This is a genomic window from Kitasatospora sp. NPDC022785, assembly GCF_055561295.1.
In genome coordinates this window covers 12,033-38,801 of record NZ_JBVHHB010000038.1, presented here as the reverse complement: position 1 = coordinate 38,801, position 26,769 = coordinate 12,033, and the positions used below count along the sequence as shown (strand labels likewise).

The following is a 26,769-nucleotide window of genomic DNA, read 5'->3' as shown; positions in this document are numbered from 1 at the left end:
GGGCCCGCGCCGAACGAAGCGAGGTGGGCGCATGAGCGGCCCGAGAGGCGCCGTCCGCCGCGTCGTCCTCCTCACCAACCCCGCGGCGGCCGCCGGCCACGCCGAGCCGGCGGCCCGCCGCGCCACCGCCCGCCTGCGCGCCCTCGGCGTCGAGGTGGACGAACGGGCGGGCTCCTCGCCGGAGGACTCCCTCCGGCTGGCCCACGCCGCCGTCTCCTCCGGCACCTGCGACGCGCTGGTGGTGGCCGGCGGGGACGGCATGATCAACCTCGGCCTCCAGGCGGCAGCCGGCACCGGCGTCCCGCTCGGCGTCGTCCCGGCGGGCACCGGCAACGACCACGCCCGCGCGTACGGGCTGCCGCGCGGCGCACCCGAGGCCGCGGCCGAGGTCATCGCCGCCGGCCACACCCGCGCCGTGGACCTCGGGCGGGTCACGGCCTCCGACGGCACGTCACGCTGGTTCGGCTCCGTCCTCGCCAGCGGCTTCGACTCCCTCGTCAGCGACCGCACCAACCGGCTCCGCTGGCCACGCGGCCGGATGCGCTACAACCTCGCCATCCTGGTCGAGTTCGCCAACCTGCGCCCGCTGCCCTTCCGCATCACCCTCGCCGACGGCACGGTCATCGAACAGGACCTCACCCTGGCCGCCGTCGGCAACACCACCAGCTACGGCGGCGGCATGCTCATCTGCCCCACCGCCGACCCCGCCGACGGCCTGCTCGACCTCACCCTCGTCGCCGCCATGCCGCGGCTGAGGATCGCCCGCTTCTTCCCCACCCTCTTCAAGGGCACGCACGTCGACCGCCCGGAGGTGACCACCCACCGCACGGCCTCGCTCCGCATCGAGTCGCCGGGCATCACCGCCTACGCGGACGGCGAGTTCATGGCGGCGCTGCCGATCGACGTCACCGTCGCCCCGGGCGCCCTCCACCTGCTCGCCCCGGCCTGACCGGAGAACGCCGACGCCCCCGGCGCAGGAGGCCGGCCCCGCCGGGCCTCCTGCGCCCGCCTCCGAGCCGCTCAGCGCTCCTGGGGCGGGGGGACGCGCACGGACGCCATGCCGGCGGCGGTCGCGGCCTCGATCCCCAGGTCGGTGTCCTCGAAGACGAGGCAGTCCTGCGGCGGGACCCCGAGCCGCTCCGCCGCGAGGAGGAACGCCTCGGGGTCGGGCTTCGCGTTCGTGTAGTCGCCGGCGCAGACCAGCAGGTCGAACCTGTCGAGCAGCCCGAGGGTGGTCAACGACGCCGTGACGGACTCCCGGGCGCTGCCGGAAACCACCGCGCTCGGCAGCCGGCCGTGCGCGTACTCGACGTGCGCCAGAATGCCGGGCACGGCGGTGAGTTGCGGCAACAGCCCGCCGTAGAGGTCCTCCTTCCGGCGCGCGACGGCCTCCACCGGCATCGCCAGTCCCTGCTCCTCGTTGAGCGAGGCGATGATGCCGGCGACGGTCCGGCCGCCCCAGGCGTAGAAGAGTTCCTCGGGGAACACGCAGTGCCACTCGTCCAGCGCCTGCTTCCACGCGCGGTAGTGGAGCGGCATGGAGTCGGCGACGGTGCCGTCGCAGTCGAACAGGTAGGCCCGGAACTCGCCCGGCGGCAGCGGGATGATCACCGGGCCAGGCTATCTCCCGCCCGTTTCCGGCCCTGCGGGCCACCCGGGTCAGTAGACTTCGGCATCGACTTTATTCATTTCCAGGCCACTTGGGGGGCGCCGTGGACGTGCAGATGTCGGTGACCGGTGAGCAGACCGCCGCGGAGGCCGAGTCGCTCGCGGACTGGCTTCGGGGGGAACCGGGGCTGGCCGGCGTCACTCTGACCGGTGCGGCACCGGCACCAGGCGAACTCGGCTCGGTGGCGGACCTCGTGACGGTCGCGGCCGGGGCCGGCGGCGCCGTCTCGGTGCTGGCCGCCTCACTGCGCACCTGGTTCGCCCAGCCCAAGCGGAGCGACGTCCGGCTGAAGATCCGGCGGCCGGGCGGCGAGACCGTCGAGCTCGACGCCAAGCGGATCCGCGGCAAGGACCTGGAGGCCGTCCTGCGCCAGGTACTGGACGGCAGCGCACCCGAGCAGGAGTGACGTGCGTCTTCCGGATCCCCAGCGGTCCCGGATCGTCCTGATCGGCGCCGGAAGCTACTCCGACCCGAGACTCCCGGACCTCGCCGCCGTACGGCAGACGATCGACGACCTCGCCGACCTGTTCACCGACCCCCTCCACGGGCTGGTGCCCGCCGGCCACTGCACGGTGCTGCTGGACGACGGCGACCTGCGCAGCATCGGCCAACGGCTGCACACCGCCGTGCAGGAGGCCGAGGACCTGCTGCTCGTCTACTACGCCGGGCACGGACTGGTCGCCGGACGCCGCCACGACCTCTATCTGGCCTTACCGGACAGCGCGTTCGAGACCCCATGGTTCAGCTCACTGGAGTACGACAAACTGCGCGGTGCGGTGCTCGACAGCAGGGCCGCTTCGAAGATCATCATCCTCGACTGCTGCTTCTCCGGCCGGGTCGTCACCGACTCGATGGCGGGCGGGGACGATGACCGGCTCAACCGCCTGGAGGTCGAGGGGACGTACGTCCTGACCTCCGCCCAGCGCGACCAGGTCGCCCTCTCGCTGCCCGGGGAGGACCACACTGCCTTCTCCGGACGGCTGATCCGCCTGCTGCGCGAGGGTGTGGCGGGCGGCCCCGAACTCCTCACCGTGGATGACCTCTACCGGCGGCTCGCAGCCACGATGACCGCCGAGGGCCTGCCGGTTCCGCTCAACCGCGGTACCCGGACGGCGGGCCTGACCGCCCTCGGCGTCAACCGCGCGTACGCGGCAGCGGCTGAGCGAGAGCTGCGCAGGCGGCGCGTCTCGGCGGTGAGTCAGGGCACGCTCGGTGACTGGAAGGGGGCTTCGGACACGCTCTGCGCCCTCCTCGACGAGGCGGTCCGCGTCCTCGGCCCCGAGCACGAGGAGACCCTGCTCGGCCGACAGTCACACGCCCACAGTCTCGGTGGCGCCGGAGACCCTGCCGAGGCGGCCCGCCTGCTGCGGCTGCTCCTGGTCGACCAGAACGGCGTACTGGGCCCCGAGCACGAGGACACTCTGCGCACCCGGCAGTTCCTCGCCGTGAACCTCGGCGAGGCGGGCCACCGGGAGGAGGCCGTCGCCATGCTGCGCGTCCTGCTCGCCGACCGCAGCCGCGTCCTCGGCGTCGAGCACGCACACACGCTCCGCACCCGGCACATGCTCGCCCGCAACCTCACACTCTCCGGGGCGGCCGACGAGGCGGCGGCGCTGCTGCGGCAGCTGGTGGCGGAGCGGGAGCGGGTGCTGGGCCCCGACCACCCGCACACACGGCGGGCGCGGGCGGATCTGGCGGCTCTCGGCGACGATGAGGCGAGGGGATGAGCACAGCCAACGTCCTCGTCTCCGACGACGCTCGACGGGTCATCGGCCTGGCTCAGCACGAGTCCCGGATGCTCAGGCACACCTGCGTGGGAACCGAGCACCTCCTGCTGGCCTTGTTCAACGAAGGTGTGGGTACCGCTGCCGAAGCCCTGAACAGCCTCGGCCTCTCCTACAGCTCCGTCCACGGGAAGGTCGTGGAGCTCATGGGCCAGGGCCAGGAGGCCATGGCCGGTTACATCCCCCTCACCTCCCGGGCGAAGACGGCCCTGGAACTGTCGTCCGGGGAGGCCGTGCGGCTGGGCCGCAACCACATCGACACCGAGCACATACTGCTCGGCCTGCTCCGCGAGGGCGACGGCATCGGCATCCAAGTCCTGGCCGAAATGGGCGTCGACCCCAACCGCCTGCGCCGGCAGGTGCTGGCCCTGTCGGGCTCCGCGGCCGATCCGGGCCCGCCACCGCCTGCTGCGACGCCGCTGCTGGACCGGTTCTCCCGCGACCTCAGTCGGGCGGCACTCGTCTCCGAACTCGATCCCGTCGTCGGCCGGACGACGGAGATCAAGCGGATCATCCAGATCCTCTCCCGGCGGCAGCGGAACGTCCCGCTGCTGGTCGGCGACCCCGGGGTGGGGAAGGCGAGCATCGTGGCCGGACTCGCCCACGCCGCGGCCGCCGGCACAGCGCCGGAGGCCTTCACCGGCCGACGCGTCCACTCGCTCGACGCCGGAACCCTGTTCACCGATCCCCAGTACCACGGCCGGTTCGCCGAGCTGATGTCCGGTCTGCTCGCAGAGCTCCAGCGCAGTGACGGCCTCATCCTTTTCCTCGACAACGCGCTCACCGTCCTGCACACCCCCGACGGCAGAGCAGAGACCCTGGCCTTCTTCCGGCCCGCGCTCGCCGGCGCCGGCGTCTCCGTCATCGCGGCCTGCACGACGTCGGAGTTCCGCCGACGGGAACCGGACCCGAGCCTCGACCGGCTCCTCCAACCGCTGGAGATCGACGCGCTCTCCGTCGACGAGGTACAGGAGATCCTCACGCGCGCCCGTCCCCGGCTGGAGCAGCATCACCATGTGGCGATCACCGACGAAGCGCTCCAGGCCTCGGCCGCCCTGGCCCGCGAACACCTGCCCGGCCAGGCCCTGCCGGGCTCCGCGATCGACCTGCTCGACCAGGCGGCCGCCGTGGCGGGCGCCCGCACGGTCGTTCCACACACCGATCCGGTCGCCGACGCCTACGAACTGGAGCTCGCCGAACGCCGGCGTCACCTCGACTCGGCCACCGCGTCGCAGGACCTCGTCCTGACACGCCGCTACGGCGAGGTGGTCAACAGCCTCACGGCAGCGCTGGCCGAGCAACGCCGCAGGACCGCGCCGGACGGCCCTCCGGGCCGCCGCGTCACCGCCGCGGAGGTGACGGAGGCCCTCACCGCCTACACCGGCCTGCTGGACACAACCGTCCCTCACGCCCCGCCGCCGGCTCGACCCGCACAGCCCGTCCCGCACGACCCCTATGTCTGGGCGATGAGCTGAGCCCCCCCGCGCACGGGAAGTCGGCCGGACCGATCTCCTCCGCAGCGGCGAAAGCCCGCGAGGCACCACCGCATCCGTCACGCCGCCCGCCCAGCAGCGCACGCCCGCCAAGCTCGCCCGGCGGCAGCGGGATGATCACCGGGCCAGGCCATCTCCCGCCCCGCCGTCGCCGAGGGCACGGGTCGGCCGACGTCCGGCCCGGCTGGGCCGCCCCGGCACCCGCCCGGGGCGGCAGCGACACCGGCTGGGCGGACACCCACGTCACCGTCCGTCGAGACCACGACAGCAGCGAACCCCGGGCCGACGCGATCGGCCCGGGGTTCACGGTTTCGGCAGTGGTTCAGCTCTTCGGCGAGGCCGACGGCAACGCGCCCGAGAGCAGCGGCCATTCGCGGTGGAACGGCGGCAGCGGGAGCTTGCCCTCGATGATCGGGGTGCCGAAGATCTTCAGGTGGGCGGTGAGCGCACCGTTCAGGTCGACGCCGCCGAGGAGGGCCCAACTGCCCTGGAGCCGCGGTGTGCCGCCCGGGACGTCGACGGCAAGCGAGCCGTCCGCCTGGGCCCGCAGGTAGGGGGCGACGGTGGCCTCGACGCCGACCGTGTCGTAGAGGCCGACGCTGACCTCGGCGGCGAGGGCGGCGCGGACGGCGGCCGTGCCGGAGAGGCGGACGTGCACCGGGGAGACCTTGGTGTCGGCCGCGTCGGTGGAGGAGGTCCAGCCGCGCCCGCCGGTGTAGTCGGCGTGCACGGCCCAGGTGCCGGTGATCTCCTGCTCGGCCTCGACGTGGATCTTCCCGTCGGCGCCGATCTCCAGGTAGCAGGTCAGCCCGAGGTTGACCACGACCGGCAGGCCGGCCACCGTGACGACCGGGCTGGCCTGGAGCTTGGCGAACGGCAGGCGGATCGGCGCGGAGCCGGTGCTGCGGGCGAGGTCGCCGCTGACCTTCCACTGGGCGTGGGCGCCCAGGTCGAAGCCGATCGACGCGGTGCGCGGGCTGCCGATGCCGGCGCCGTGGTAGGCGAAGTGCAGGGCCGGGTGGAGCTGGAGCGAGGCGGAGGCGTCGGCGCTGAGGCCGTCGGGCAGCGGGATCGGCGCCTTGACGTCGACCTCCAGGGTGCCGGAGGCGTCGGCCCTGGTGGTGCCGTTCTCCCGGGCGACGGTCGCCTTGAGGTCCTTGACCAGCGGCGTCACCTTGATCGCCGCCGGGTCGACGGGGACCTTGCCGTCCGCCTCGGCGTTGCCGAGCAGCTCGGAGAGGGTGGCCGGCCGGGTGGACACCGTGACGGAACCGCCACCGGCGGACTTCACGGCGGTGACCGCGACCAGCGCCCCCTGCGGCGCGGCATCGGTCGGCGGGCTGGCGAGGAGCTGGCCCGGCTTGACGACGTCGGCCGGCGTCGGCGCCGCGGACGGGGCCGACGGGCTCGCGGCCGAGCTCGCCGGCGCGCTCGCCGAAGCGCTCGCGGACGGGCCGGCCGAGGGGCCGCCCGCAGCCGCCAGGACCGCCGTGCCGGCGGCCGGGTCGTACGCGGTGAGCTGGAGGCTCTTCGCCTCCGGGGCGACGGCCGCGCCGTCCTTCCCGGGTGCGCCGATGGCCGCCTGCCGGACGCCCGGCTGGGCGGCCGTCACCGGCAGGCTGCCGGCCGCCGGGCGGCCGGAGCTCGGCGCGGCGGCGGCCGGGCTGGACGCGTGGGCGTGCGGCGCGCCGGACGCCCGCGCCGCCGACGGGCTCGCCGGCGAGGAGGCGGTGGCCGGGGCCGCGGCGCCGGCGGGCTCAAAGGTGGCCGGGGCGGCCTGCTGCGCGCCCGATGTCGGGCCGCACGCAGCGACACCGAGCAGCAACAGCGAAACGAGGGCAGGGCGGACCGCCGTGCCGAGGGGACTCTTCAACGAAGCTCTTTCGAAGTGGCGGACGCGCACACGGGCGCCCGGGACCAGTGGCTTCAGCAGCGGCTCGAACAGCCGCGCACCCGCCATGTTACTGACGAGGAATAAGATTGTCGAAGACATGCAAACTGTGAACGAATCGTCAAGACCTCGTCAATCAAGGCCGCTGGCAACCGAGTTGGGGCGAGGCGGTTCCGCCGCACCGGACCTTCGGCGGGTGTCAGCGCCGCGTCATTCCGCCGACCGGCGGGGTGGCCACCCCGCCGGTCGCCGGGCCATTCCCCGCCGGGAATTGTTGCCATCACCCGCCCCCCGCAGGATGGGTGTCGCCCGGGCACACCGCCGACACAACGCGAGGAGCACAGCATGACCACCCTCACCGCCCAGGAGATCGCCGACCGCTACATCGCCCTCTGGACCGAGCCCGACCCGGCCCTGCGCCGCAAGGCGATCGAGCTGGTCTGGGCGGAGGGCGGCGTCCACGTCCTCCAGCCGCCGGTGGAGATCCGCGACCGGGCCGCCGAGCTGGGCTTCGAGGACACCGCACTGGAGGCGGCGGGGTACGACGCGATCGAGACCCGGGTCTCCCGCAGCCACCGGGAGTTCGTCGCCCCCGGGGAGTTCACCTTCCGGGCGAGGGGCACCGCCGTCCGGCTCCGCGACTGCCTCAGGTTCACCTGGGAGATGGTCCCCGTCGACGGCGGCGAGCCGGTCGGGAGCGGGCTGGAGGTCCTGCTGCTCGACGACGAGGACCGGGTCACCACCGACTACATGTTTCCCGGCGCCTGAGTGCCGCTCTCGGCCCGCAGCGCGGCCGCCGTCGCCTCGTCCGCCGGGAGGAAGGCCTCCAGCTTCAGCTCGGCGAGCGTGATGTCGACGGCGGTCGCGAAGGTGGTGACCGTCGTCATCAGATGGAGGTCGCCGCGCGAGGTGCGCAGGTGCAGCGGCACCGCGAAGCCCAGGTGGTCGGCCCCGATGTCCTCCAGCTCGGGCACGTACGACGCCAGTTCGGCGTGGAGCTCGCCGAGGTGCGCCGTCCGCTCCACGATGTGGCGGGCCCAGGCGGCGAAGTTGAGGATGCGCGGGGCCAGGCCGTCGGGGTGGAGGGCGAGGCGGTAGGCGTTGGTGCCGGGGCCGACAAGCTCGGGGGCCGCGCCCTCGGTGATCAGGTCGACGGCGGCGTTGGCGGCGACGACATCGCCCCTGCGGTCCACCACCAGGGCGGGATAGGGCTGATGGCCGGCGAGGATGTGCTCGATGGCCGTCCGGACGGGGGCGAGGTCGGGGCTGTCGAGCCGGCTCTCCGGGTAGGCGGGGGCGTAACCGGCCGACAGCAGCAGCTCGTTGCGCTCACGCAGCGGCAGGTCGAGGGACTCGGCCAGCCGGACGACCATGCCCCGGCCGGGCACCGAGCGCCCGGACTCGATGAAGCTGAGGTGCCGCTGGGTGGTGCCCGCGCGGGTGGCGAGGTCGAGTTGGCTGATACGGCTGCGGGTGCGGCGCTCGCGGAGCGTCTGGGAGAATTCCACAGGCCAGTTGTAGCCGCAGCCACGGCGTACTCGCCATTCCTTCAAGGGAATTGTGGCACTACCGGCCACCGGGGACGATCACCGGCATGGACATCGGCGTACTTCTCCCGACCGGCAAGGCCCAGTGGGGCACCGAGAGCGACCCGCGCGAGCTGATCGCCTTCGCCAGGCAGGCCGAGGAGTCGGGCTACTCATCGCTCTTCGCCAACGACTCCCTGCTCAGCCCGCGCATCGAGACGCTCACCATGCTGGCCGCCCTCGCCCCGGTGACCGAGCGGGTGATCCTCGGCACCGGTGCGCTGCTGCCGTTCCTCCGCCGGCCGATCCAGGCCGCGCAGGCGCTCGCCTCGATCGACCTGCTCTCCGGCGGCCGGCTGGCGGTGGCGGTCGGGGCGGGCTTCCCCGGGCGGTTCGGGCAGCCGCTGTACGAGCTGTCGGAGGTGCCGTGGGCGCGCCGGTTCGCCCGGCTGGACGAGACGGTGGCGCTCTGGCGGGCGCTGTGGAGCGGGGCCGGCGAGTTCCACGGCGAGTTCCACGACTTCGCCGCGATCCCGGCCGCGACCGCCCCCTTCCGCCCGGGCGGCCCGCCGGTCTGGCTCGGCGGCGCGACGCCGGCGGCGCTCGCCCGCACCGGGCGGCTGTACGACGGCTGGCTGCCCTACCCGCCCGACCCGGCCGACTACCGCTCGGGGCTGGCGGACGTCCACAAGGCGGCGGCCGATGCCGGGCGTCCGGCGGCGGACATCACCCCGGCGCTGTTCGTCTCCGTCCGCGTGGACACGGACGTGGCGAGCGGCCGCGAGGCGCTGGACGCCTACGCACACGCCAACTACGGGATGCCGCTGGTGGAGTTGGAGAAGATCCAGGCGGTGGTCACCGGCACCCCGGAGGACGTCTCGGCCGCGCTCGCCCGCTACCGGGACGCGGGCGCGCGCCACGTCGTCGCCCGGCTCGGCGCGCTCGACCTGCCGTCCCATCGCGAGCAGCTCCGGCGGCTCGCCGAGCTCCTGCCCGGGCTTGCCTGAGCTCCCGCCCGAGCCGCAGCTCACATGATCACACGTCAGATGTCGCGCCGGGCCGTGACCCTGCCGTCCGCGATGGCGGCCAGCAGCTCGGCGTGGTCGACCTCCGTCTGGTCGGCGTAGTGGCCGGCGAAGTCGGCGATCGCCTCGGGGAAGGTGTCGGCGGTCCCGAGGTAGCCGGCGATGGCCAGGCGGTCGCCGGAGCGGGCGTGGGCCCGGGCCAGGGCGCGGCCGCAGAGGTCGGCGTAGGAGCGCAGGGCGGACGGCGTCATGTCGGCGACGTCCGCCGAGCCCTTCATGTCGCGCAGTTGGCGGCCGTAGAAGTGACGACCGGCGGGGCCGGTGGTCCAGCCGAGGAAGATGTCGCTGGCGGCCTGCATCAGGCGCTGACCGGTGACGACGCGCTGACCCCCGTGGGCGATCGGCGCCTCGGCGTGCGGGCGGGTGGTCGGCAGGTGTTCCTCCAGGACGGACCGGCCGGCCTCCTTGATCTGGAGGAAGAGCGGGTCGTCCGTGTCACGGCCCTCCAGCAGGATGATGAAGCAGCGGGTGCCGACGCTGCCGACGCCGACCACCTTGCTGGCCACGTCGACGAAGTGGAAGCGGTCGAGCAGGACTCCGCGGTCCTCGGCCAGGGTGGCGCGGTAGTCGCTGAAGATCTTGCCGACGCGGCGGAGCTCGTTCCTCGGCAGCGGCTCGATCAGCGGCGGCTCACTGATGATCCGGCGCCGGCCGTCCTCCGTTTCCTCGGTGAGCTTCTCGAAGGCCTGCAGGCTGGTGCGGCGGCGGGCGTGGGCGAGTCCGGCCTCGACCTGCTTGCGGTGCTTGGGCTTGCGGACGAGCGGGAGCAGGTCCTCGGAGTCGATCCGGGCGTACCAGACGTCGAGCTCACCCATCGCCGCCAGCCGTCGCATCGCGCTGACGTAGCCCTGTACGGCGGCGAGCGCGGCCCGGCGGACGCGCTCCTCGTCGTGACCGTTGTCCCGGGCCGCGACGGCGACGCTGGCGGCGAGACGTTTGACGTCCCACTCGAACGGCCCCGGGTAGGTCTCGTCGAAGTCGTTGAGGTCGAAGAGCAGTGCGCGCTCCGGCGAGGCGTACACCCCGAAGTTCAACAGGTGGGCGTCGCCGCATAGTTGGACGGTGATGCCGGTGTCGGGGCCGGCCGCGAGGTCGGCCGCCATGACGGCGGCGGAGCCGCGAAGGAAGGCGAAGGCGGAGTCGGCCATCCGGCCGTAGCGGATCGGCAGCAGCTCGGGGACCCGGTCGACGGCCTGCTGCTCCAGCACGACGATCGGGTCCGGGCGGTCGGCGGCCGGGATCCAGCGGCCGTGGGCGGAGCGCGAGACCCGGTCACGGGCGGCCCGGCCACGCCGGCGGCGTTCGGCGGAAGTGGTCATGCGCGGCTCCTCGGTCGGCGGGGCGGCTCTTCCGCCGGGCGGCGTCCCGGCCGGCGGGCGGCGTCCCGGGTCGGCGGGTGGCGGCTCTGCCCGCGAGTGGCATCCCGCTCGGCAGGTGTCATCTCCCTTCTTCGCGACGGTAGGTCACCTGCCGGGGCCCGGCATGTCGAGGCGTGGGCGGGTGCGCGGCACGCCCGCCCGCCCGCACTCGGCCGAACGGGTGAGGCCCCCACGGCCCCCACGGCCACGGCGGCCCCGGAAAGCCACGGAAAGCCACGGCGGCCCCGGAAAGCCCCGCCGGCCCCACCGAAGGACCCGAAGGCCCTCACTCGACCACGAAGTCCGCCATCATCGCCATGTCCTCGTGCTCCAGGTTGTGGCAGTGCAGCATGTACGCGCCCGGGTAGTCCGTGAACCGGACCAGCACCTCCACCGACTCCGCCGGCCGCAGGTCGACGGTGTCCTTCCACCCGGCGTCGTACGGGCCCGGGTCCGCGCGGTTGCGGGAGAGCACCTGGAACGGGTCCAGGTGGAGGTGGACGGGGTGGTGCAGGTCGGTGAAGAAGCGCCAGATCTCGGTGGTGCCGAGGGCGGGCCGGGCGAGGGCGCGGCCCGGCCGGTACGGCTGGCCGTTGATGGTCCAGCCGTCGCTGCGGCTGCGGCGGAACCCGAAGGTACGGGTGGTGACGGCGGCCGCCCGGTCGAGCCGCTCGAAGTCGGAGAGCCGCTCGGGCACGGCCGAGTCGTCCGAGACGGTGCGGGAGGAGACGTCGAACCGCATCACCTCGGTGGTCCGCTCGCTGCCGAACCGGTTCATCAGGCGGACGGACGTCCCCGGCGGGTAGCGGGAGAAGTCGACCACGATGTCGAAGCGCTCGGCCGGGGCGATCTCGACGGCGTCGTGCGCGAGCGGGGCCTCCAGCAGGCCGCCGTCGCCGCCGATCTGGACCAGCGCGCCGCCGCCGGAGGGCTGCGGGTCGAGCTCCAGGCGGTAGAGGCGGGCGTTGGAGGAGTTGAGCAGGCGCAGCCGGTAGCGGGCGCGGTCCACGTCCAGCCGGGGCCAGGGGGCGCCGTTGACCAGGAGGACGTCGCCGAGGACGCCGTTCATGTAGTCGTCGGTGACGCCGGGGACGGCGAGCGCGGGGTCGACGGCCGGGTAGCGGAAGGAGCCGTCCTCGGCGAAGGCGCGGTCGGCGAGCATCAGCGGGAGGTCGCGGTCGCCGCGCGGCAGTGGCAGGGCGTCCTCCTCGTCGTCGTGGACGAGGTGGAAGCCGGACAGGCCGCGCCAGATGCCGGGACCGGTGAAGCCCATCCGGTGGTCGTGGTACCAGAGCGTGGCCGCGCGCTGGTTGCCGGGATAGGTGTAGCTGCGGTCGCCGGCGGTGATCCGGCCGAGCGGGAGGTCGGCGGGGTGTTCCATGCCCGGCATGCCCGCCATCCCGGCCATGCCCGCCATGCCCGCCGCGCCCGCCGCGCCCGGCGCGGCAGGGGACCTGTTGGACCCGACCGGCAGGATCAGGTCGATCGGGTAGCCGTCGCTCTCCGCCGGCGTGTGCCCGCCGTGCAGGTGGACCACCGACGGCACCGGCAGCTCGTTGCGGTGGCGCACCACCGTCTGCCGGCCGGAGCGGACGGCCAGCGTCGGGCCGGGGTAGCTGCCGCCGTACGTCCAGGTCTCGGTGCGCAGGCCGGGCAGGATCTCCAGCCGGGCGACCTTCTGGGTGATCTCGTAGTGGTCGGTGCCGCCGTCGGTGCTCACCGGCCGCAGGACCGGCGGCACCGGCAGCGGCACCTGGAACGCCTCCGGCAGCGGCACCGTGCTGTTCAGCAGCAGACCCGGCCGGCCTTCGGTCAGCAGGCGGGCGGCGGCCGGGACGGCGAACGCCCCCAGTGTGCCCGCGCCGACCGCGGCCGCGCCGATGCCCAGGAACCGGCGGCGCCTCACTGGGCCACCTCCACGTGCCCGCCCGGCCGGGGCAGCAGGCCGGCGCCGTCGGTGTCCCCGGGGCCGTCCGCTCCGGCGGGGGCCGCCGGGCGGGCCGGCAGCGGCTGCCGCCAGGCGCCGGTCAGGGCGAACAGGGCGCCGCTGACCAGCAGCACCCCGACCACCACATGCAGGCCCACCGCCCGGTTGTAGCCGAGGCCGGTCTGCAGCATCACCGCGGCCGTCAGCAGCGCCGCGACGCCGAGCGGCCGGCGCGGGCCGCGGCCGGGCCACACGACCAGTGCCCCGGACACCAGCTGGCAGACCACGACGACGGCCAGCGCCGTCGCGCCCGCCGCGTGCATCGACAGCGCCTCGTAGTGGCCGTTGAGGAATCCGCCGGCCAGCACGGTCTGCAGGAGGGCCAGGAGGGCCGACGCGGTGGCGCTCGCCCGCAGCAGGATCAGCGGCCAGCGGGGCGCGGGGGCCACGGGAGGACTGCTCATGGAGGGCTTCTCTCTGCTCGGCCGGGGTGGCGGCGGGACGGGCACGGGTACGCGGAGCGGGCACGGGGGCCGGCAGGGGAACGGGAAACGCCCCCGGAGGCGGCTCGGCCACGGGCGGCGCGGCGGCGAGCGTAGCTGATCGGACATCACGATCAGTGCACCTCAGGGGCGTTGTCTCCGGCGACCACCCCAATGCGCCGGTCCGGGGCCGGTTTCTCACCCGAACGGGCGGTGCGCCGAGATCGCGCACCGCCCGTTCGTCCGTGCTCGGCGGTCCAGGTCCCGGCACCGCCACGTGTGCCCGCTACTGCTTGCCGCCGCCCGCCGCCACCGGACGGGACCGCAGCAGTGCCCGCGCCGGCAGGCCGGTCGCACCGAGGCAGAGCAGCACTGCCCCGGCGGCCAGCGGCAGGGCGGTGCCGGCCGGGATGTGCGGGGCGGCGCCGGCGATGCCCCGGGTGATCGGGACCAGCGTGATCCAGGCGATCACCCCGCCGACCGCCAGGCCGGTCGCGGCGACCAGCAGCGCCTCCCAGCGCATCATGCCGCGGACCTGCCGCCGGGTGGTCCCGGCCAGGCGCAGCAGCGCCACCTCACGGCGCCGGTCCAGCACCGTCATCACCAGGGTGTTGGCGGCGGTGACGGCCGCGAAGCCGCCCAGCACGCCGGCCAGCACGGTGTTCGCCCAGGCGCTGATCTCCTGGGCCTGGTTGACCTGCGCCGCGTAGCCGGCCCGGTCGGTCACGGCGGCCGGGCCGGTACCGGCGAGCCCGGCCAGACCGGCGGCGACGGCGGCGTGGTCGGCTCCGGGTGCGTCCGCGACCAGCACCTGGTCGTCGTACCCGGCGGTGACGTGCGCCGCGACGGCCGCCCGGGGCAGCAGCACCTGGCCGAAGCCGAGGCCGCGTTCGTAGGTGGCGACCACCGTGGGCTCGACCCTGGTGCCGTCGCCGAGCCAGAGCGGGGCACGGTCGCCGGCCTTGACGCCGAGGGCGTCGGCGAGCGCCGCGTCCAGGGCGACGGTGTCGGCCGAGCGGCCGAGGTCGGCGAGCGCACCGCTCTTCACCCCGAGGTCGAGGACGCGGGGCAGCTTCGCCGGGTCTCCGTTGACGCCGAGCACGGTGGCGGTGGCGAGCATGTCGCCGTCGCGGTAGACGGCGCCGGTGCGCAGCACGCCGACGGCGGCGGCCACGCCGGGCACCTTGGCCGCCTGGTCGGCGGTGGCGGCGGGCAGGCCCGGGCCGGTGGGGCCGACCACGTGGTCGGCGGCGATGCCGCTGCGCACCTGTTCGCCGGTGACGTCGCGGATGGTGCCCTGCATGAAGAGCAGGGTCCCGCAGAACGCGGTGACCATGACGATCGGCGTGATCGCGGAGGCCAGCCGGCGGGCGTTGGCCCGGGTGTTGTCGGCGGCCAGCGAGCCGGGCGCGCCGGCGGCGGCCCGCAGCGGGGCGCCGAGCACCCCGGCGGCGGCGCGGGCCACCCAGGGGCCGAGCAGCCCGACGGCGACCAGGAAGCACATCACCACGCCGAGCGCGGTGTTGGCGGCGTTGGTCCCGTCCAGGCCGGCGGCGACGCCGGCCAGCGCCACGGCCCCGGCGGTGAAGAGCGCTCCGATGACGGTCCGCACCCTGCCCGGACGGCCGGGCTCGACGGCGGCCGCGCCCAGGGCCTGGCCGGGCCGCAGCCGGGCCGGGCGGCGGGCGGCGAAGAAGCCGGCGGTCAGGGCGGCCAGCGTGCAGGTGGCGACGGCGGCGAGCATCGGCACCGGGCCGACGTCCAGCGAGACGGCCCCGGGCACGGCGCCGCGGGACACCATCTCGCCGAACCACCAGCGGGCCAGGGCCAGTCCGGGCAGGATGCCGAGCGCGCCGGCAACCGGTGCCACGAGCATCGCCTCGGTGGCGATGGTGCGGCGGATCTGGCGCGGGGTGGCGCCGATCGCGCGGAGCAGCGCGAACTCGCGGGCACGCTGGCCGGTGGCCAGGGCGACGGTGCTCATCACGACGAAGACCGCGGTCATGGTGGCGACGCCGCCGAAGGAGCTGCCGAGGGCGGTCAGCATGGTCCGGCTCTCGCCGAGCGCGGGCAGCTCGACGGCGCCGCGGGCGTCGCCGGTGAGCACCTTGGCCTCGCCACCGACGGCCTGGCGGACCTGCGCGGCGAGCGTCCTGCCGTCCACGCCGTCGCGCGGCCGGACGGCGATCGCGTCGACCGTGCCGGGGTGTCCGGAGAGGCGGTCGGCGACGGGGTCGGCGAACCACGCCTGCTGTGCGCTGCCGCCCGGCGAGGCCGCGAGGCCGGAGATCCGGTACGTGCCGCTGCCGCCGGGCGCGGTGAGCGTCACGGTGGCGCCCGGGGCGAGGTGGGCGGCCCTGGCGGTGTCCGCGTCGAGGACGACCTCGCCGGTGCCGGGGGCGCGGCCCTCGGCCAGCTTCTCGCCCGGGCCGACGATGCCGAGGGAGGCGAAGCCGTGGCCGGTCAGGCCGGGGAGGCCGGCGGCCGCGGGGATCGGGAAGGCGGTGTCGGGGCGGGCCGCGGCGACACCCGGCTGGGCGGCGATCCGCCCGGCCAGTGCCGCGTCCACCCGGGCTCGCTCGGGGACGGTCAGCTTCTGGGTCTCGGTGTTCTCGGCGACCTTGCGGGTGACCGAGACGGTCGGGTCGGCCGCGACCACCACCGGTGTCTGCGCGTACCGCACCGGCGCCACGCTGGCCGTGAGGCCGGTCTGCAGCAGGGTGCCGCAGGCCATGATGACGGCCGCGCCGAACAGCAGGGCGATGAAGGTGCCCGCGAAGGAGGCGGGCCGGAAGCGCACCGCGGCGCGCGCGAGTCCGTTGCTCATGCCGCCACCCCGACCGGGCGCGCGGCCAGCCTGACCATCCGGTCGGCGACGGCCTGCGGGTCCGGGTGGTGCAGCTCGCCCGCGAGCGCGCCGTCGGCCAGGAAGAGCGCGCGGTCGGTGAAGGAGGCGGCCACCGGGTCGTGGGTCACCATGACGACGGTCGCGCCCATGGTGTCCACGGCGCGTCGCAGCAGGCCGAGCACCTCGTGCGCGGTCCGGGTGTCCAGCGCGCCGGTCGGTTCGTCGGCGAAGACCACGTCCGGGGCGGTGATCAGCGCGCGGGCGATCGCCACCCGCTGCTGCTGGCCACCGGAGAGCTGCCCCGGCCGCCGCCCGGCGTGCTCGCCGAGGCCGACCTGGGCCAGCAACTCCTTGGCCCGGGCCCGGTCCTGGCGTTCGCCGGCCAGCCGCTGCGGCAGCAGCACGTTCTGCATCACCGTCAGCGACGGCAGCAGGTTGAAGGACTGGAAGACGAAGCCGATCCGGCTGCGGCGCAGCTTGGTGAGCCGGTTCTCGCTCAGCCGGGTGATCTCCTCGCCGCCCAGGTAGACCTCGCCGCCGTCCGGGCGGTCCAGGCCCGCCGCGCACTGCAGGAAGGTGCTCTTGCCGGAGCCGGACGGCCCCATGACGGCGGTGAACGTGCCGCGCTCCAGCACCAGGTCGACGCCGCGCAGGGCGTGCACGGTCTCGGCGCCGCGCCCGTAGCTGCGCCGGACCGCCCGCAGCTCGATCGCGGCGTGGGCGGGGCGCCCGTACTGCTCGGTCTGCCCGTACTGCTCGGTCGGGCGGCGGTCGCGGCGGGGTGCCATGGTGGGGCCTTCCTTCGGGAATCATCGCTGGTCATCGACGTGTTCCAGACTAGGAAGGCCGGACGGCCCGGGCCATGGAGGCCGCTGGCGGACGCAGGGTGGGGTTATCCCCACCCCGGGGCTGCCCGTTCGGCTCAGACCTCGTCGCCCGCGATCCGCTCGTACGCGGCGCGCAGGGCGGTGACGGCGGGGTGGGCCGGGTCGAAGGCGGTGCCGTCGACCGCCGCGATCGGGCGGACGCCGACGCCCGCGTTGAGCGCGAACGCGGCCTCGAAGCGCTCCAGGCCGGCGACGGTGACGGGCTCGCGCCGCTGCGGGCCGGGGTGGGCGCGGGCGAGCAGGGCGGCGGTGACGCCGGGCAGCGCCTCGCCCTCCGGCCACACCAGCTGCCGGCCGTCGTGGAAGCCGACGTTCCAGGTGGCCCCCTCGGTGATCCGGCCCTCCTGGTCGACGAGCAACGCATCGTCGTAGCCGTCGAGTTGGGCCTGTCGGCGCTGCCGTACCAGGCCGAACAGCCCGACGTGCTTCACCTCGGGCAGCTCACGCCGGTACACGGCGGTGCGGACCGTCAGCGGTACGGGGGCGGACGCCGGGGCCGGACGGGTGGTCACCAGTAGCCGGGGCGCGGCGGGGGCGCCGGGACGCTCCAGGCCCAGCGCCGGGTCGAACACCGTGACCCGGACGATCACCGCCCGCCCGTCCGGCGGCAGCACACCGCGGATCCGCTGCCGCAGCATGTCCCGGTCCAGCCCGGCGCCGAACACCGTCCGGCAGTCCCGCTCCAGCCGGTCCAGGTGGAGCGCCAGGCCGCGCACCCGGCCGGCCTCGGCGCGCAGGGTGGTGAAGTGCCCGTAGTTCAGCAACCCCAGCGCCGCGACCCGCCCGGCGTCGGCCGGCACACCGTCGATCTCGATCTCAGCCATCCCCCGAGTCTCCCAGCCCCGCGCCGGGGTCCGTGGCCGCCGTGCCCCCGGCCGCTACCGGCCGGCCGGCGGTGCGGGCGAGCTGTTCGAAGTGCTCGATCCTGTAGGCCAGCCCCTCCGGTTCGCCGATGTCCGCCCAGCGCCAGGCCTCGGCCCACCACTGCGGACCGCGGACCAGGGGGCGGCCGGCGAGGGCCAGATGGAGGGCGAGGGTCGAGCGGGCGAAGTGGTGGACCCAGCCGTCGGCCTGCCGGTACGCGGCCGTCTCGTCCAGCCGGAGCCAGCGGCCCTCGCACCCGGCGGCGAGCAGCGGCACCCAGCCCTGCGGGCCGCCGGCGACCAGCAGGACCAGCCGGCCGTCCTCCTCCGCCACCCGGTAGGGCGGGAGTTGCGGCATCCGGGCGAGGCCGAGGGCGTGCTTCCAGGAGACCACCCAGAGGCCGCGCCGCAGGTAGTAGCGGACGGCGTGCCGCCAGGTCCAGTGCGCCTCCAGCCGGTAGCCGGGCAGGCCTTCGGCGGTGGCCGCCCGGTAGACCTCGTCGAGCGCGCCGGCGGCGAGCCCGCGGCCGCGCGCCGAGGGCCGCAGGTAGACGGAGGAGACGGCCAACTGGCCCGGCCCCTTCGTCCAGTTGTCGACCGCCAGGGTGCCGACGGGCGCGCCGCCACCGTCGTCCAGCACCCAGTAGCGGCGCCGGTACAGCTCGCCGTCCGGCCACTCCCGGCCGCTCTCGCCGAGCCGTTCGCGCAGGGCTCGTTCCGCGTCCGCGCCCAGCGCCCCGGGGTCGACCCGCTCCGCCAGCTCCCCCTCGGCCCGGGACGCCAGGTCCCAGAGTGCGAACCGCCGCCCCTCCCCCTCCTCCACCGCCCGCAGCCGGGGCGTCGACCCCAGCCGCTCCTGCGCCCGCTCCACCGCCGCATCCCAGGACCTCACCACGTGGTCCACGATATCGGGCCGCGGATACCGAACGTGACTCGAAGGACACCGAACGTCAGCACGAAGGAGCGATGGTAGGGGAAACCCGACCCCGGGTCTCGACCTGGCCGTCATGACCGCGCCGGGCCGCACCGCTGGAATGGAGAGGTGCTGATCCACCGGGCCCGCAGCGGTCCCACTGCCCGACAACTCACCTTTCCCACACGCCTGTTCGGCCGACGAGCCGGGTGGTGCGCCGGCTGGCTCGCGGCAGCGGTCTGGGCGGGTGCGTTCCCGCTGGTCTCCGCGCTCGCGCCGCACCGCGACTGGGGAACGGCTGCGGGGACCGGCTATCTGGCGGCGGCCTTCGCCACGCTGGTGCTGCCGTGGCGGCGGGCCCGGCCGGTCTCCGTGGCCGTCGCGACGGCCGGCGCCGTCGTCGTACCGCTGCTCGGGCTGGCGCTCACCGGCCAGGGGCAGAGCGAGGTCGCCGTGATCGAGCGGTCGGCCGCGCTGCTCCTGGAACACGGCTCGCCCTACCTGGCCGATCCACGGAGCGTGACCGACTACACGCCCTACCTGCCGGCCATGGCGCTGCTGGGCCTGCCGCGCGCCCTGCTCGGGACGGACGGGTGGCCGGCCCGGCTGCTCGGCGATGCCCGGCTCTGGTGTGCCGCGGTGTTCCTCGGCTGCCTCTGGGCCACCGGCCGTCCGCACCGGCGCGGGCTCGCCCTGATGACCGTCTCGCCCCTGGTCGCGCTGCCGCTCTGCGTCAGCGGCGTGGACCTGCCGATGACCGGCCTCTGCTGTCTGGCCCTCGCCCTCGCCGCCCGGGGCCGTCCGGGCCGCGCCGGGCTGGCGCTCGCCCTGGCCTGTTCGCTCAAGTGGACGGCCTGGCCGGCGGTCGCGGTCGCCGCCGCGCTGCTGGCCGCCACCTCCGGCCGGCGGGCGGCGCTGCGCGCGACGGCCGTCGCCGTGGCGGGCACGGCCGCCCTGGTGCTGCCGGTGGCACTGCGCTCGCCCGGTCCGCTGCTCCGGCAGGTGTTCGCCTTTCCCACCGGGCGCGGCGGGCTGCCCACGCCGGCCGGCAGCCCGCTGCCCGGGCGGCTGCTCGCGGACCTCGGCCCGGCCGGCTGGTACGCCTCCGCCGCGCTGCTGCTGCTCGCCGGTCTGGGCGTCGCCGGCTCGCTGGCGCTGCGCCCGCCGCGGGATGCCGCCGGCGCCGCCGACCGGCTGGCGCTCGGGCTCTGCCTGGCCTTCCTGCTGGCGCCCGCCGGGCGCTTCGGCTACCTGGCGCTGCCGCTCGTGCTCGTCGTCTGGGCCCGGGTGCCCGCCGGCCCCCGGACCTCTCCCCCCGTACTCCACCGATCCCCGAACCGAGGTTGCACCGACCCCATGGCCACCACTCTCATCGTCACCAATGACTTCCCGCCGCGGCAGGGCGGCATAGAGACCTTCGTCCACGCCCTGGCCACCCGCCTGCCCGCCGGCGAGGTCGTCGTCTACACCTCGGCCGAACCCGGCGCGGCCGCGTACGACGCCGCCCTTCCCTTCCCGGTGGTCCGCGACCGGGCGCGGACGCTGCTGCCCACCCCGCGGGTCACCCGGCGGGCCGCCGAGATCGCCCGCGCGAACGGCTGTGACCGGGTCTGGTTCGGTGCGGCCGCCCCGCTCGCCGCGATGGCACCCGGCCTGCGGCGCCGGGCCCCCGGGATCGGGCGGACGGTCGCCACCACGCACGGCCACGAGATCTGGTGGGCGCGCACCCCCGGCGCCCGCCGCCTGCTGCGGCGGATCGGTGACGGCGTGGACGTGGTCACCTACCTGGGCGAGTACACCCGGGCCCGGATCGCCCCGGCGCTCGGGCCGCGGGCCCGGTTGGAGCGGCTGGTACCCGGAGTGGACACCGAGCTGTTCCGCCCGGGTGACGTCGGGGCGCGCACCAGCGGGCCGGTGGTCCTCTGCGTCGCCCGGCTGGTGCCGCGCAAGGGCCAGGACACCCTGATCCGCGCGCTCCCGCTGATCCGGCGGACCGCGCCCGGCGCCGTCCTGGTGCTGGTCGGACAGGGCCCGGACGAGCGGCGGCTTCGCGCGCTGGCCCGGCGGCACACCGAGCCGGGGTCGGTGGTCTTCGCCGGCGGTCACGCGCACGCCGCGACGCCCGCCCACTACGCGGCGGCGGACGTCTTCGCCATGCCGTGCCGCACCCGGCGGGCCGGGCTGGAGGCCGAGGGGCTCGGGATCGTCTTCCTGGAGGCCGCGGCCGCCGGGCTGCCCGTGGTCGCGGGCCGCTCGGGCGGCGCCCCCGACGCGGTGCTCCACGGGGTCACCGGCACGGTCGTCGACGGCCGCAGCCCCGCCGGGGTCGCCGCGGCGGTCGGGAGTCTGCTGCGGGCGCCGGCCGCCGAGCGGGCCCGGACGGGGGCGGCCGGACGGCGCTGGGTGCAGGAGGAGTGGTCCTGGGAGGCGTCCGCGCGCCGGCTGGCCGGACTGCTCGACCCGGAACGCACGGACGCGGGCCGGGAGCCTACTCCCCGCGCAGGTGGGCCAGGACGGCCAGTACCCGCCGGTTGCCCTCGGCCGGGTCGAGGTCCAGCTTCATGAAGATGTTGCCGCAGTGCTTGACCACCGAGGCCTCCGTGATGCTCAGCCGCGCGCCGATGGCCTGGTTGTTCAGCCCCTGCGCCATCAGCCCGAGCACCTCCCGCTCGCGCGGCGTCAGCCGGTCGGCCGGCCGCTCCGCCGACTGCTGGCGCAGCAGCACCCGGACCACCTCCGGGTCGATCACGGTCTGCCCGGCGGCCACCCGCGCGAGCGCGTCCAGGAAGTCGGCGACCTCGCCGACGCGGTCCTTGAGCAGGTAGCCGAGCCCGGCCGGCTGCGCACCGGCCGCGCCGAGCAGCCGGGTGGCGTACGGGGTGGCCACGTACTGGGAGAGCACCAGGACGGGCAGCCCCGGGTGCCGGTCGCGTAGTTCGAGGGCGGCGCGCAGGCCCTCGTCGTGAAAGGCGGGCGGCATCCGGACGTCGGTGATGACGACGTCCGGCCGGTCCGCGTCCACCGCGTCGGCCAGCGCGGTCGCGTCGCCGACGGCGGCGGCCACCCGGTGCCCGCCGCGGGTGAGCAGTTCGACCAGCCCGGCCCGGAGCAGCACGGCGTCCTCGGCGATGACTATCCGGAGCACGGCACCTCCACCCGGAGCCTGGTCGGCCCGCCGGTCGGACTGGTCACCATCAGCCTTCCTCTCAGGATCGCCACCCGGTCGGCCAGCCCCTGCAGCCCGGCCCCGGCGGCCGGGTCGGCCCCGCCGCGGCCGTCGTCCGTCACCTGGACCACCAGCCGGCCGCCCTCGACCCGGCCGTGGACGGTGATCGAGGCGGCCCCGCTGTGCTTGGCGGCGTTGGTGAGCGCCTCGGTGACGGTGAAGTACGCCGTCGTCTCGACCGGGCCGGGCAGACGGTCCGGCAGGTCGATGTCGACCGCGACCGGGATCGGGTGGCGCAGCGCGACCTCGGTGACGGCGGCGGCCAGCCCGTGGTCGGTGAGCACCTGCGGGTGGATGCCCCGGACCAGGCCGCGCAGCTGCTCCAGCGCCTGCCGGGCCTCGCCGCGCGCCCGCTCGACCAGCGCGGCGGCCGGGTTGTCCCCGCCGCCGTCACCGCTCCCGCCCAGCTCGTACGCGGCCAGGCCGAGGGTCATGCTGAGCGCGACGAGCTGTTGCTGGGCGCCGTCGTGCAGATCGCGTTCGATGCGGCGGCGCTCGGCCTCGAAGGCGTCGACGAGGCGGGCCCGTGAGCGGGTCAGTTCGAGGACCTGCCGGCCGAGGTCCTCGTCCCGCGGGCCGAGCAGGAACCGGACCAGCCGGACCCGGCCGATGGTCAGCAGGGTGCCCGCATAGGCGCAGAACAGCAGGCCGGCCAGCCCGGCGGCGGTCGCGGGCAGGGCCTCGACCGGGCCCGGGATCGCCTGTCCGGGGATCAGCATCACCGTCTCCGGGGCCAGCGCCCAGACCACGACCGGCGTGGCGACCAGCGTCCCGGAGAAGGCCAGCAGAACGGTGAGGCCGAGGTCGGCGGCGGCCAGCGGCAGCGCGAACAGGGCGGTGTAGCCGAGCTCGCGCCAGGTGGCCCGCTCGCGCAGCCGGGTACGGACGCGGGCCCGGCGGCCCGCCCCGGGCAGCGGGTGGTGCGGGTCGGGCACGGGCAGCGGCTCGACCAGCCGCAGCCGTCGGCGCTCCAGGGCCCCGACCGGCAGGCCCGCGAGAGCGACGAGCAGGAGGACGAGCAGACCGACACCGGCCACGGACAGCGCGAGGCCGGCCAGCAACAGCACGGCCAGGACGACGAACAGCAGCAGGCCGAGCACCGCGCCGCTGAGCACGTGCGCCCAGCAGCGCAGCGGGGCGGGCGACCGGAGGAACCGCAGCGGCCGCGTACGGAGGGCCGCCCGGACGGCGACGGGCTGCCGCCCCTCGTCCGCCCCGTTCGCACCCATCCGGCCAGCCTAGCCGACCGGCTGACGGGCCTTCGGCGCCGCCGCGGGCGCGGGCGGCCGGCCTCTCACCGGCCCGCCGCCCGCTCGGTGCGTCCGGGAGCCGTGTGCTGCCCGGGGGTTGACGGCCCCTCGGGACAGGTCTATACCAGTGAGGGCCTTCGGTGACGCGGCGTTGCCGTCGGCCTCCCCGGGGCCCGGCGCGTCTCCCCCACTGTTGGCGCGGGTGGGCCTCCTCCTGCCGTTTCCTTGAGAGGTCTCCCATGGAACGTGCTCTTCCCCCACAGCAGTCGGGACGACAGCCCGGACATCAGCACCGGCAGCCGAGGCACCGGAAGGCCGCGGTCGCGGTGGCCGGGGTGCTCGGCGTGGTGGCCGGCGGCCTGGCGGCGCTGGCCGGGAGCGGGCCGGCGGTCGCGGCGGCCGACGCGGCGCAGACCGGCACCGGGCCGGGCAGCAACTGGTACGCCTCGGCGCCCTATCTGATGCCCGAGGACAACAGCCCGCCGGACGCGGCGGCGGTGATGGACGCCACCGGACAGAAGGCGTTCCAGCTGGCGTTCATCCTCGACAAGGGCGGGTGCTCGCCCGCCTGGGGCGGCACCTCGTCGATCGACACCGACACCACCATGCCGGCCGTGATCCAGGCGATCCGGGCCAAGGGCGGCGACGTCTCCGTCTCGGTCGGCGGGTACGGCGGCACCAAGCTGGGCCAGACCTGCGGGACGCCGGAGGCCACGGCCGCCGGGTACCAGAAGGTGGTCACCAAGTACGGGCTGAAGGCCGTCGACTTCGACCTGGAGGAGCCGGAGTACGAGAACGCGGCCGCGATCCGCAACGAGATCGGGGCTGCCCGGATCCTCCAGCGGGACAACCCGGGGCTGTACGTCTCGATCACCACGGCCGGGACCAACGCCGGCACCGGGTGGTTCGGGCAGCAGATGCTCAACGAGGCCAAGGCGCAGGGCTTCACCCCGGACAACTACTCGATCATGCCGTTCGACGGCGGGTTCAACGGGGCGGCGGCGCAGACCGACGCGCTGGTGAACTTCAACCGGCTGCTGCAGACCACCTTCGGCTGGTCCGAGGCCAACGCCTATGCGCACGAGGGCGTTTCGCTGATGAACGGCCGCACCGACGCCGCCGAGTACTTCCGGCAGGCGGACTTCCAGACCGTGCTGGACTTCGCGCTCGCGCACAAGCTGGCCCGGTACACGTACTGGTCGGTCAACCGGGACCGCCAGTGCCCGGGCACGGTCGACCCGGGGCTCTCCGGGTCGTGCTCCAGCGTGGTGCAGAACGACTGGGACTTCACCAGGTTCACCGTGCGGTTCGCCGGGGCCACGCCGCCCACCACACCCCCGACCAGCCCGCCGCCGACCAGCTCCTCGCCGGGGGTCTGCACCGATCCGGCGTGGAGTGCCGCCACCACGTACACCGGCGGTGCCAAGGTGTCGTACAGCGGCCACAAGTACCACGCCAAGTGGTGGACGCTGAACGAGAATCCGTCCGCGAGCGGGCAGTGGGGCGTCTGGTCCGACGACGGTCCCTGCTGACCCGGGGCGGGCCCGCCGCGCGCGGGCGGGCCCGCTTCCGCGCGGCGGGGGTGTTGCCGCAGCCGGATCCGCTCGTTGTTCCCGGTATGAGCTCAGACTTCCGGGCGAGCGGCAACGCCCTAGACGAAACGATTCTGCATGAAACGATCCTGCGCGAATCCCCGATCTTCGCCCACCTCGCCCTGCTCTGGCGCAACGCCGGACGGATGGTGCCCGGCCGCCCCGACCAGGAGTGGTGCCACCTGACCGAACCCCCGCCGCTCTTCCGCCCCGGCCGCGGCAGCACGGCCGCCGTGCACCCCGGGGAGGAGGCGTGACCTGCCCGGAGACCCCACGCGTCCCCTCCCAGCGCGCGCCCGCCGGGCTCTGCGCCATGCCGCTGGTCCTCCGGGCCGTCGTCTGCCCCGGCCTCACCGTCCCGGTCGCCGCCCGCCTGCGCTACGACTCCTCCGAGCCGTACGCGGTGTACCTGGACAACCACACCGACCTCGACGAACCGATCACCTGGATGTTCGCCCGCGACCTGCTGGCCGCCGGCGTGGACGCCTGGGCCGGCCTGGGCGACGTCTCCGTCTACCCGGGCACGGGGGCGAGCCCGCAGACCCTCTTCATCGCGCTCGGCGGCGAGAACGGCACGGTCGTCCTCCGGGCGGAGGCCGCAGCCGTCCGGACCTTCCTCGCCGCCACCGAGCGCATGGTGCCGTCCGGCACCGAGCGCCTCCACCTCGACCTCGACGGCCTGCTCCTCCAGCTCCTGGACGACCGGCCGCCGGACCCGGGCCGTTGACCGCCCGCCCCGGAGGTCGCGGGGGTCTGCCGGGTCGGGCGCGGTCAGCGGTGCTCGGGACCGGCGCAGCCCGCTCGCGCCCGTCCGGGCGGACGGCGATGATGGCTGGATGCGACGGGATCTCGTTGTGGTGGGCGCGCCGACCAGCGCGGGCAGCTACGCACCCGGCCAGGAGGCCGCACCGAGCGTGTTGCGCGAGCTGGGCCTGATCGACCGCCTGAGGGCGGCGGGCCGCCGGGTACGGGACGCCGGGGACGGGCCGCTGCACGTGTGGGCCCCGGACCCGCAGCACCCTCGGGCCCAGAACCTCGCGGCAGTGGTCCAAGCCGTCAAGGCGGTCGCCGACCACGTCGCCCGAGCGCTGGAGGAGGACGCGGACGTCCTGGTCATCGGCGGCAACTGCACCGTCGCACTGGGCGTGATGGCAGCTCTCACGGCAGGCGACCCGGACGCCGGTCTGCTCTACATCGACCGGCACTTCGACCTCAACACGCCCGCGAGCACCCGCGACGGCGCCCTCGACTGGATGGGGCTCGCCCACGGACTGGACCTGCCCGGAGCCGCGGAACCGCTGGCGGCCGCCTTCGCCCGCCGCCCGCTGCTCACCCCGGACCGGGTCCACCTCCTCGGCATCGACCCCGAGGCCGCCACCTCCTGGGAACGCGAGCAGGCAAGAGGCCTGGGCCTGCGATGGGGCTCGCACATCGATCTCGCCGCCACGCCGGCGACCGAGGTGACACGGGCCCTCAGTACGCTCCCGTCCGGTCCCCTGGCCGTGCACCTCGATGTCGACGTCCTGGACTTCACCGACGCGCCGCTCGCCGAGAGCACGGACGGCCGCAACAGCGGCCCCACTCTCGACGCCGTGTCCGAGGCGCTGGACACCGCCTGCCGGGACCCGCGCTTCCGGGCACTCTCGGTCTGCGAGCTCAACCCCGCCCGCGCCGCGGGACACCGCGCCGTCCTCCACCGGTTCATCGCAAGCCTTCAACACGCCCTGCGCGCAACCCCGTGAACCGCCGCCGGGACCTCGGGTACCTCCTCCGAACCCCGGCCGCCCCTCCGGAGGTCGGCTGACCATCGACGTCGGCGCCCTGGTCAGCTCAGGCCGTTTGCGTCCTCAGCGGTGTTCGGGGTTCTCGACGTCGAAGCGGCAGCCGGCGTCCCACTCCGGCCACCCTTCAGCATCTGCACGGCACTCACGGTCATGCTTCCGGTCCTGCCAGGACGCAGGCGTCCTGTGCGAAC

General features: G+C 75.2%; 23 protein-coding genes. 11 read left to right on the top strand and 12 right to left on the bottom strand.

The window, feature by feature from the left end; genetic code table 11:
• Positions 1 to 31 precede the first annotated feature (31 nt).
• Complete coding sequence (locus tag ACZ3YO_RS37145; protein ID WP_465578334.1) at positions 32 to 949, top strand: diacylglycerol kinase; 918 nt, start codon at positions 32 to 34, stop codon at positions 947 to 949.
• A 71-nt stretch (positions 950 to 1,020) separates the two neighbouring features.
• Here ACZ3YO_RS37145 and ACZ3YO_RS37140 read toward each other — a convergent pair whose 3' ends face one another.
• The gene (locus ACZ3YO_RS37140) at positions 1,021 to 1,611 is read right to left on the bottom strand and encodes an HAD family hydrolase (protein WP_465578332.1); all 591 of its coding nucleotides are present in this window, start codon (positions 1,609 to 1,611) and stop codon (positions 1,021 to 1,023) included.
• A gap of 101 nt (positions 1,612 to 1,712) precedes the next feature.
• Here ACZ3YO_RS37140 and ACZ3YO_RS37135 point away from each other — a divergent pair, with 101 nt between their 5' ends.
• Genes ACZ3YO_RS37135 through ACZ3YO_RS37125 form a run of 3 tightly spaced genes read left to right on the top strand, consistent with a single transcriptional unit; the run spans position 1,713 to position 4,928 of the window.
• Positions 1,713 to 2,075: an effector-associated constant component EACC1 gene (locus tag ACZ3YO_RS37135; RefSeq protein WP_465578330.1), complete on the top strand. Its 363-nt coding sequence runs from the start codon at positions 1,713 to 1,715 to the stop codon at positions 2,073 to 2,075.
• A gap of 1 nt (position 2,076) precedes the next feature.
• The gene (locus ACZ3YO_RS37130; RefSeq protein WP_465578328.1) at positions 2,077 to 3,396 is read left to right on the top strand and encodes a caspase family protein; all 1,320 of its coding nucleotides are present in this window, start codon (positions 2,077 to 2,079) and stop codon (positions 3,394 to 3,396) included.
• A complete protein-coding gene (locus tag ACZ3YO_RS37125; RefSeq protein WP_465578326.1) occupies positions 3,393 to 4,928 on the top strand; it encodes a Clp protease N-terminal domain-containing protein in 1,536 nt (511 codons plus the stop codon). Before ACZ3YO_RS37130 ends, ACZ3YO_RS37125 begins: the two co-directional genes overlap by 4 nt.
• A gap of 340 nt (positions 4,929 to 5,268) precedes the next feature.
• On the opposite strand, the gene ACZ3YO_RS37120 is transcribed toward ACZ3YO_RS37125, so the two are convergent.
• Entirely contained in the window at positions 5,269 to 6,819 is a 1,551-nt protein-coding gene (locus ACZ3YO_RS37120) for a hypothetical protein (RefSeq protein WP_465578324.1), read from the bottom strand.
• A gap of 363 nt (positions 6,820 to 7,182) precedes the next feature.
• Between ACZ3YO_RS37120 and ACZ3YO_RS37115 the strand changes: the two genes are divergently transcribed.
• The gene (locus tag ACZ3YO_RS37115; protein WP_465578322.1) at positions 7,183 to 7,605 is read left to right on the top strand and encodes a hypothetical protein; all 423 of its coding nucleotides are present in this window, start codon (positions 7,183 to 7,185) and stop codon (positions 7,603 to 7,605) included.
• Here the strand turns inward: ACZ3YO_RS37115 and ACZ3YO_RS37110 are convergent.
• Positions 7,584 to 8,345, bottom strand: a complete 762-nt coding sequence (locus tag ACZ3YO_RS37110) for a helix-turn-helix domain-containing protein (RefSeq protein ID WP_396319687.1) — start codon at positions 8,343 to 8,345, stop codon at positions 7,584 to 7,586. The two genes, ACZ3YO_RS37115 and ACZ3YO_RS37110, sit on opposite strands and share 22 nt — an antisense overlap.
• A gap of 86 nt (positions 8,346 to 8,431) precedes the next feature.
• Here ACZ3YO_RS37110 and ACZ3YO_RS37105 point away from each other — a divergent pair, with 86 nt between their 5' ends.
• A complete protein-coding gene (locus ACZ3YO_RS37105; protein WP_465578319.1) occupies positions 8,432 to 9,370 on the top strand; it encodes an LLM class flavin-dependent oxidoreductase in 939 nt (312 codons plus the stop codon).
• Between the two features lie 35 nt (positions 9,371 to 9,405).
• On the opposite strand, the gene ACZ3YO_RS37100 is transcribed toward ACZ3YO_RS37105, so the two are convergent.
• The 7 genes from ACZ3YO_RS37100 to ACZ3YO_RS37070 all read right to left on the bottom strand — a co-directional run bounded on the left by ACZ3YO_RS37100 (position 9,406) and on the right by ACZ3YO_RS37070 (position 18,708).
• On the bottom strand, positions 9,406 to 10,767 hold the full coding sequence (locus ACZ3YO_RS37100; RefSeq protein WP_465578317.1) for a DUF2252 domain-containing protein: 1,362 nt from the start codon (positions 10,765 to 10,767) through the stop codon (positions 9,406 to 9,408).
• A 325-nt stretch (positions 10,768 to 11,092) separates the two neighbouring features.
• On the bottom strand, positions 11,093 to 12,712 hold the full coding sequence (locus ACZ3YO_RS37095) for a multicopper oxidase family protein (RefSeq protein WP_465578315.1): 1,620 nt from the start codon (positions 12,710 to 12,712) through the stop codon (positions 11,093 to 11,095).
• The gene (locus ACZ3YO_RS37090; RefSeq protein ID WP_465578313.1) at positions 12,709 to 13,197 is read right to left on the bottom strand and encodes a hypothetical protein; all 489 of its coding nucleotides are present in this window, start codon (positions 13,195 to 13,197) and stop codon (positions 12,709 to 12,711) included. The genes ACZ3YO_RS37095 and ACZ3YO_RS37090 overlap by 4 nt, the downstream gene beginning before the upstream one ends.
• 304 nt (positions 13,198 to 13,501) lie before the next feature.
• A complete protein-coding gene (locus tag ACZ3YO_RS37085; RefSeq protein ID WP_465578311.1) occupies positions 13,502 to 16,042 on the bottom strand; it encodes an ABC transporter permease in 2,541 nt (846 codons plus the stop codon).
• Positions 16,039 to 16,851 (bottom strand): ABC transporter ATP-binding protein, encoded by an 813-nt coding sequence (locus tag ACZ3YO_RS37080; protein WP_396319680.1) that lies wholly within the window; start codon positions 16,849 to 16,851, stop codon positions 16,039 to 16,041. The genes ACZ3YO_RS37085 and ACZ3YO_RS37080 overlap by 4 nt, the downstream gene beginning before the upstream one ends.
• Before the next feature lie 134 nt (positions 16,852 to 16,985).
• Positions 16,986 to 17,774, bottom strand: a complete 789-nt coding sequence (locus tag ACZ3YO_RS37075; RefSeq protein ID WP_465578309.1) for an aminotransferase class IV — start codon at positions 17,772 to 17,774, stop codon at positions 16,986 to 16,988.
• Entirely contained in the window at positions 17,767 to 18,708 is a 942-nt protein-coding gene (locus tag ACZ3YO_RS37070) for a GNAT family N-acetyltransferase (protein ID WP_465578307.1), read from the bottom strand. The genes ACZ3YO_RS37075 and ACZ3YO_RS37070 overlap by 8 nt, the downstream gene beginning before the upstream one ends.
• A gap of 1,374 nt (positions 18,709 to 20,082) precedes the next feature.
• Between ACZ3YO_RS37070 and ACZ3YO_RS37065 the strand changes: the two genes are divergently transcribed.
• Positions 20,083 to 21,291 carry a glycosyltransferase family 4 protein gene (locus ACZ3YO_RS37065; protein ID WP_465578372.1) on the top strand — a complete coding sequence of 403 codons (1,209 nt, stop codon included), beginning with the start codon at positions 20,083 to 20,085 and terminating at the stop codon, positions 21,289 to 21,291.
• Here ACZ3YO_RS37065 and ACZ3YO_RS37060 read toward each other — a convergent pair.
• Complete coding sequence (locus ACZ3YO_RS37060; RefSeq protein ID WP_465578305.1) at positions 21,215 to 21,871, bottom strand: response regulator; 657 nt, start codon at positions 21,869 to 21,871, stop codon at positions 21,215 to 21,217. The two genes, ACZ3YO_RS37065 and ACZ3YO_RS37060, sit on opposite strands and share 77 nt — an antisense overlap.
• Positions 21,859 to 23,181 (bottom strand): sensor histidine kinase, encoded by a 1,323-nt coding sequence (locus tag ACZ3YO_RS37055; protein WP_465578303.1) that lies wholly within the window; start codon positions 23,179 to 23,181, stop codon positions 21,859 to 21,861. The genes ACZ3YO_RS37060 and ACZ3YO_RS37055 overlap by 13 nt, the downstream gene beginning before the upstream one ends.
• A gap of 260 nt (positions 23,182 to 23,441) precedes the next feature.
• On the opposite strand from ACZ3YO_RS37055, the gene ACZ3YO_RS37050 reads away from it, so the two are divergent.
• The 4 genes from ACZ3YO_RS37050 to ACZ3YO_RS37035 all read left to right on the top strand — a co-directional run bounded on the left by ACZ3YO_RS37050 (position 23,442) and on the right by ACZ3YO_RS37035 (position 26,536).
• Complete coding sequence (locus ACZ3YO_RS37050; protein ID WP_465578301.1) at positions 23,442 to 24,734, top strand: chitinase; 1,293 nt, start codon at positions 23,442 to 23,444, stop codon at positions 24,732 to 24,734.
• An 86-nt stretch (positions 24,735 to 24,820) separates the two neighbouring features.
• A complete protein-coding gene (locus ACZ3YO_RS37045) occupies positions 24,821 to 25,051 on the top strand; it encodes a hypothetical protein (RefSeq protein ID WP_465578299.1) in 231 nt (76 codons plus the stop codon).
• Positions 25,048 to 25,521, top strand: coding sequence for an SsgA family sporulation/cell division regulator (locus ACZ3YO_RS37040; RefSeq protein WP_465578297.1), 474 nt, complete (start codon positions 25,048 to 25,050; stop codon positions 25,519 to 25,521). Before ACZ3YO_RS37045 ends, ACZ3YO_RS37040 begins: the two co-directional genes overlap by 4 nt.
• 109 nt (positions 25,522 to 25,630) lie before the next feature.
• The gene (locus ACZ3YO_RS37035; protein WP_465578295.1) at positions 25,631 to 26,536 is read left to right on the top strand and encodes an arginase family protein; all 906 of its coding nucleotides are present in this window, start codon (positions 25,631 to 25,633) and stop codon (positions 26,534 to 26,536) included.
• Positions 26,537 to 26,769: the final 233 nt, after the last annotated feature.

Bases quoted from the DNA above. Each gene is read 5' to 3' on its own strand.
- ACZ3YO_RS37145 (WP_465578334.1), top strand. From the start codon at position 32: ATGAGCGGCCCGAGAGGCGCCGTCCGCCGCGTCGTCCTCCTCACCAAC.
- ACZ3YO_RS37125 (WP_465578326.1), top strand. From the start codon at position 3,393: ATGAGCACAGCCAACGTCCTCGTCTCCGACGACGCTCGACGGGTCATC.
- ACZ3YO_RS37115 (WP_465578322.1), top strand. From the start codon at position 7,183: ATGACCACCCTCACCGCCCAGGAGATCGCCGACCGCTACATCGCCCTC.
- ACZ3YO_RS37105 (WP_465578319.1), top strand. From the start codon at position 8,432: ATGGACATCGGCGTACTTCTCCCGACCGGCAAGGCCCAGTGGGGCACC.
- ACZ3YO_RS37100 (WP_465578317.1), bottom strand. From the start codon at position 10,767: ATGACCACTTCCGCCGAACGCCGCCGGCGTGGCCGGGCCGCCCGTGAC.
- ACZ3YO_RS37090 (WP_465578313.1), bottom strand. From the start codon at position 13,197: ATGAGCAGTCCTCCCGTGGCCCCCGCGCCCCGCTGGCCGCTGATCCTG.
- ACZ3YO_RS37085 (WP_465578311.1), bottom strand. From the start codon at position 16,042: ATGAGCAACGGACTCGCGCGCGCCGCGGTGCGCTTCCGGCCCGCCTCC.
- ACZ3YO_RS37080 (WP_396319680.1), bottom strand. From the start codon at position 16,851: ATGGCACCCCGCCGCGACCGCCGCCCGACCGAGCAGTACGGGCAGACC.
- ACZ3YO_RS37075 (WP_465578309.1), bottom strand. From the start codon at position 17,774: ATGGCTGAGATCGAGATCGACGGTGTGCCGGCCGACGCCGGGCGGGTC.
- ACZ3YO_RS37065 (WP_465578372.1), top strand. From the start codon at position 20,083: ATGGCCACCACTCTCATCGTCACCAATGACTTCCCGCCGCGGCAGGGC.
- ACZ3YO_RS37055 (WP_465578303.1), bottom strand. From the start codon at position 23,181: ATGGGTGCGAACGGGGCGGACGAGGGGCGGCAGCCCGTCGCCGTCCGG.
- ACZ3YO_RS37050 (WP_465578301.1), top strand. From the start codon at position 23,442: ATGGAACGTGCTCTTCCCCCACAGCAGTCGGGACGACAGCCCGGACAT.
- ACZ3YO_RS37045 (WP_465578299.1), top strand. From the start codon at position 24,821: ATGAGCTCAGACTTCCGGGCGAGCGGCAACGCCCTAGACGAAACGATT.
- ACZ3YO_RS37035 (WP_465578295.1), top strand. From the start codon at position 25,631: ATGCGACGGGATCTCGTTGTGGTGGGCGCGCCGACCAGCGCGGGCAGC.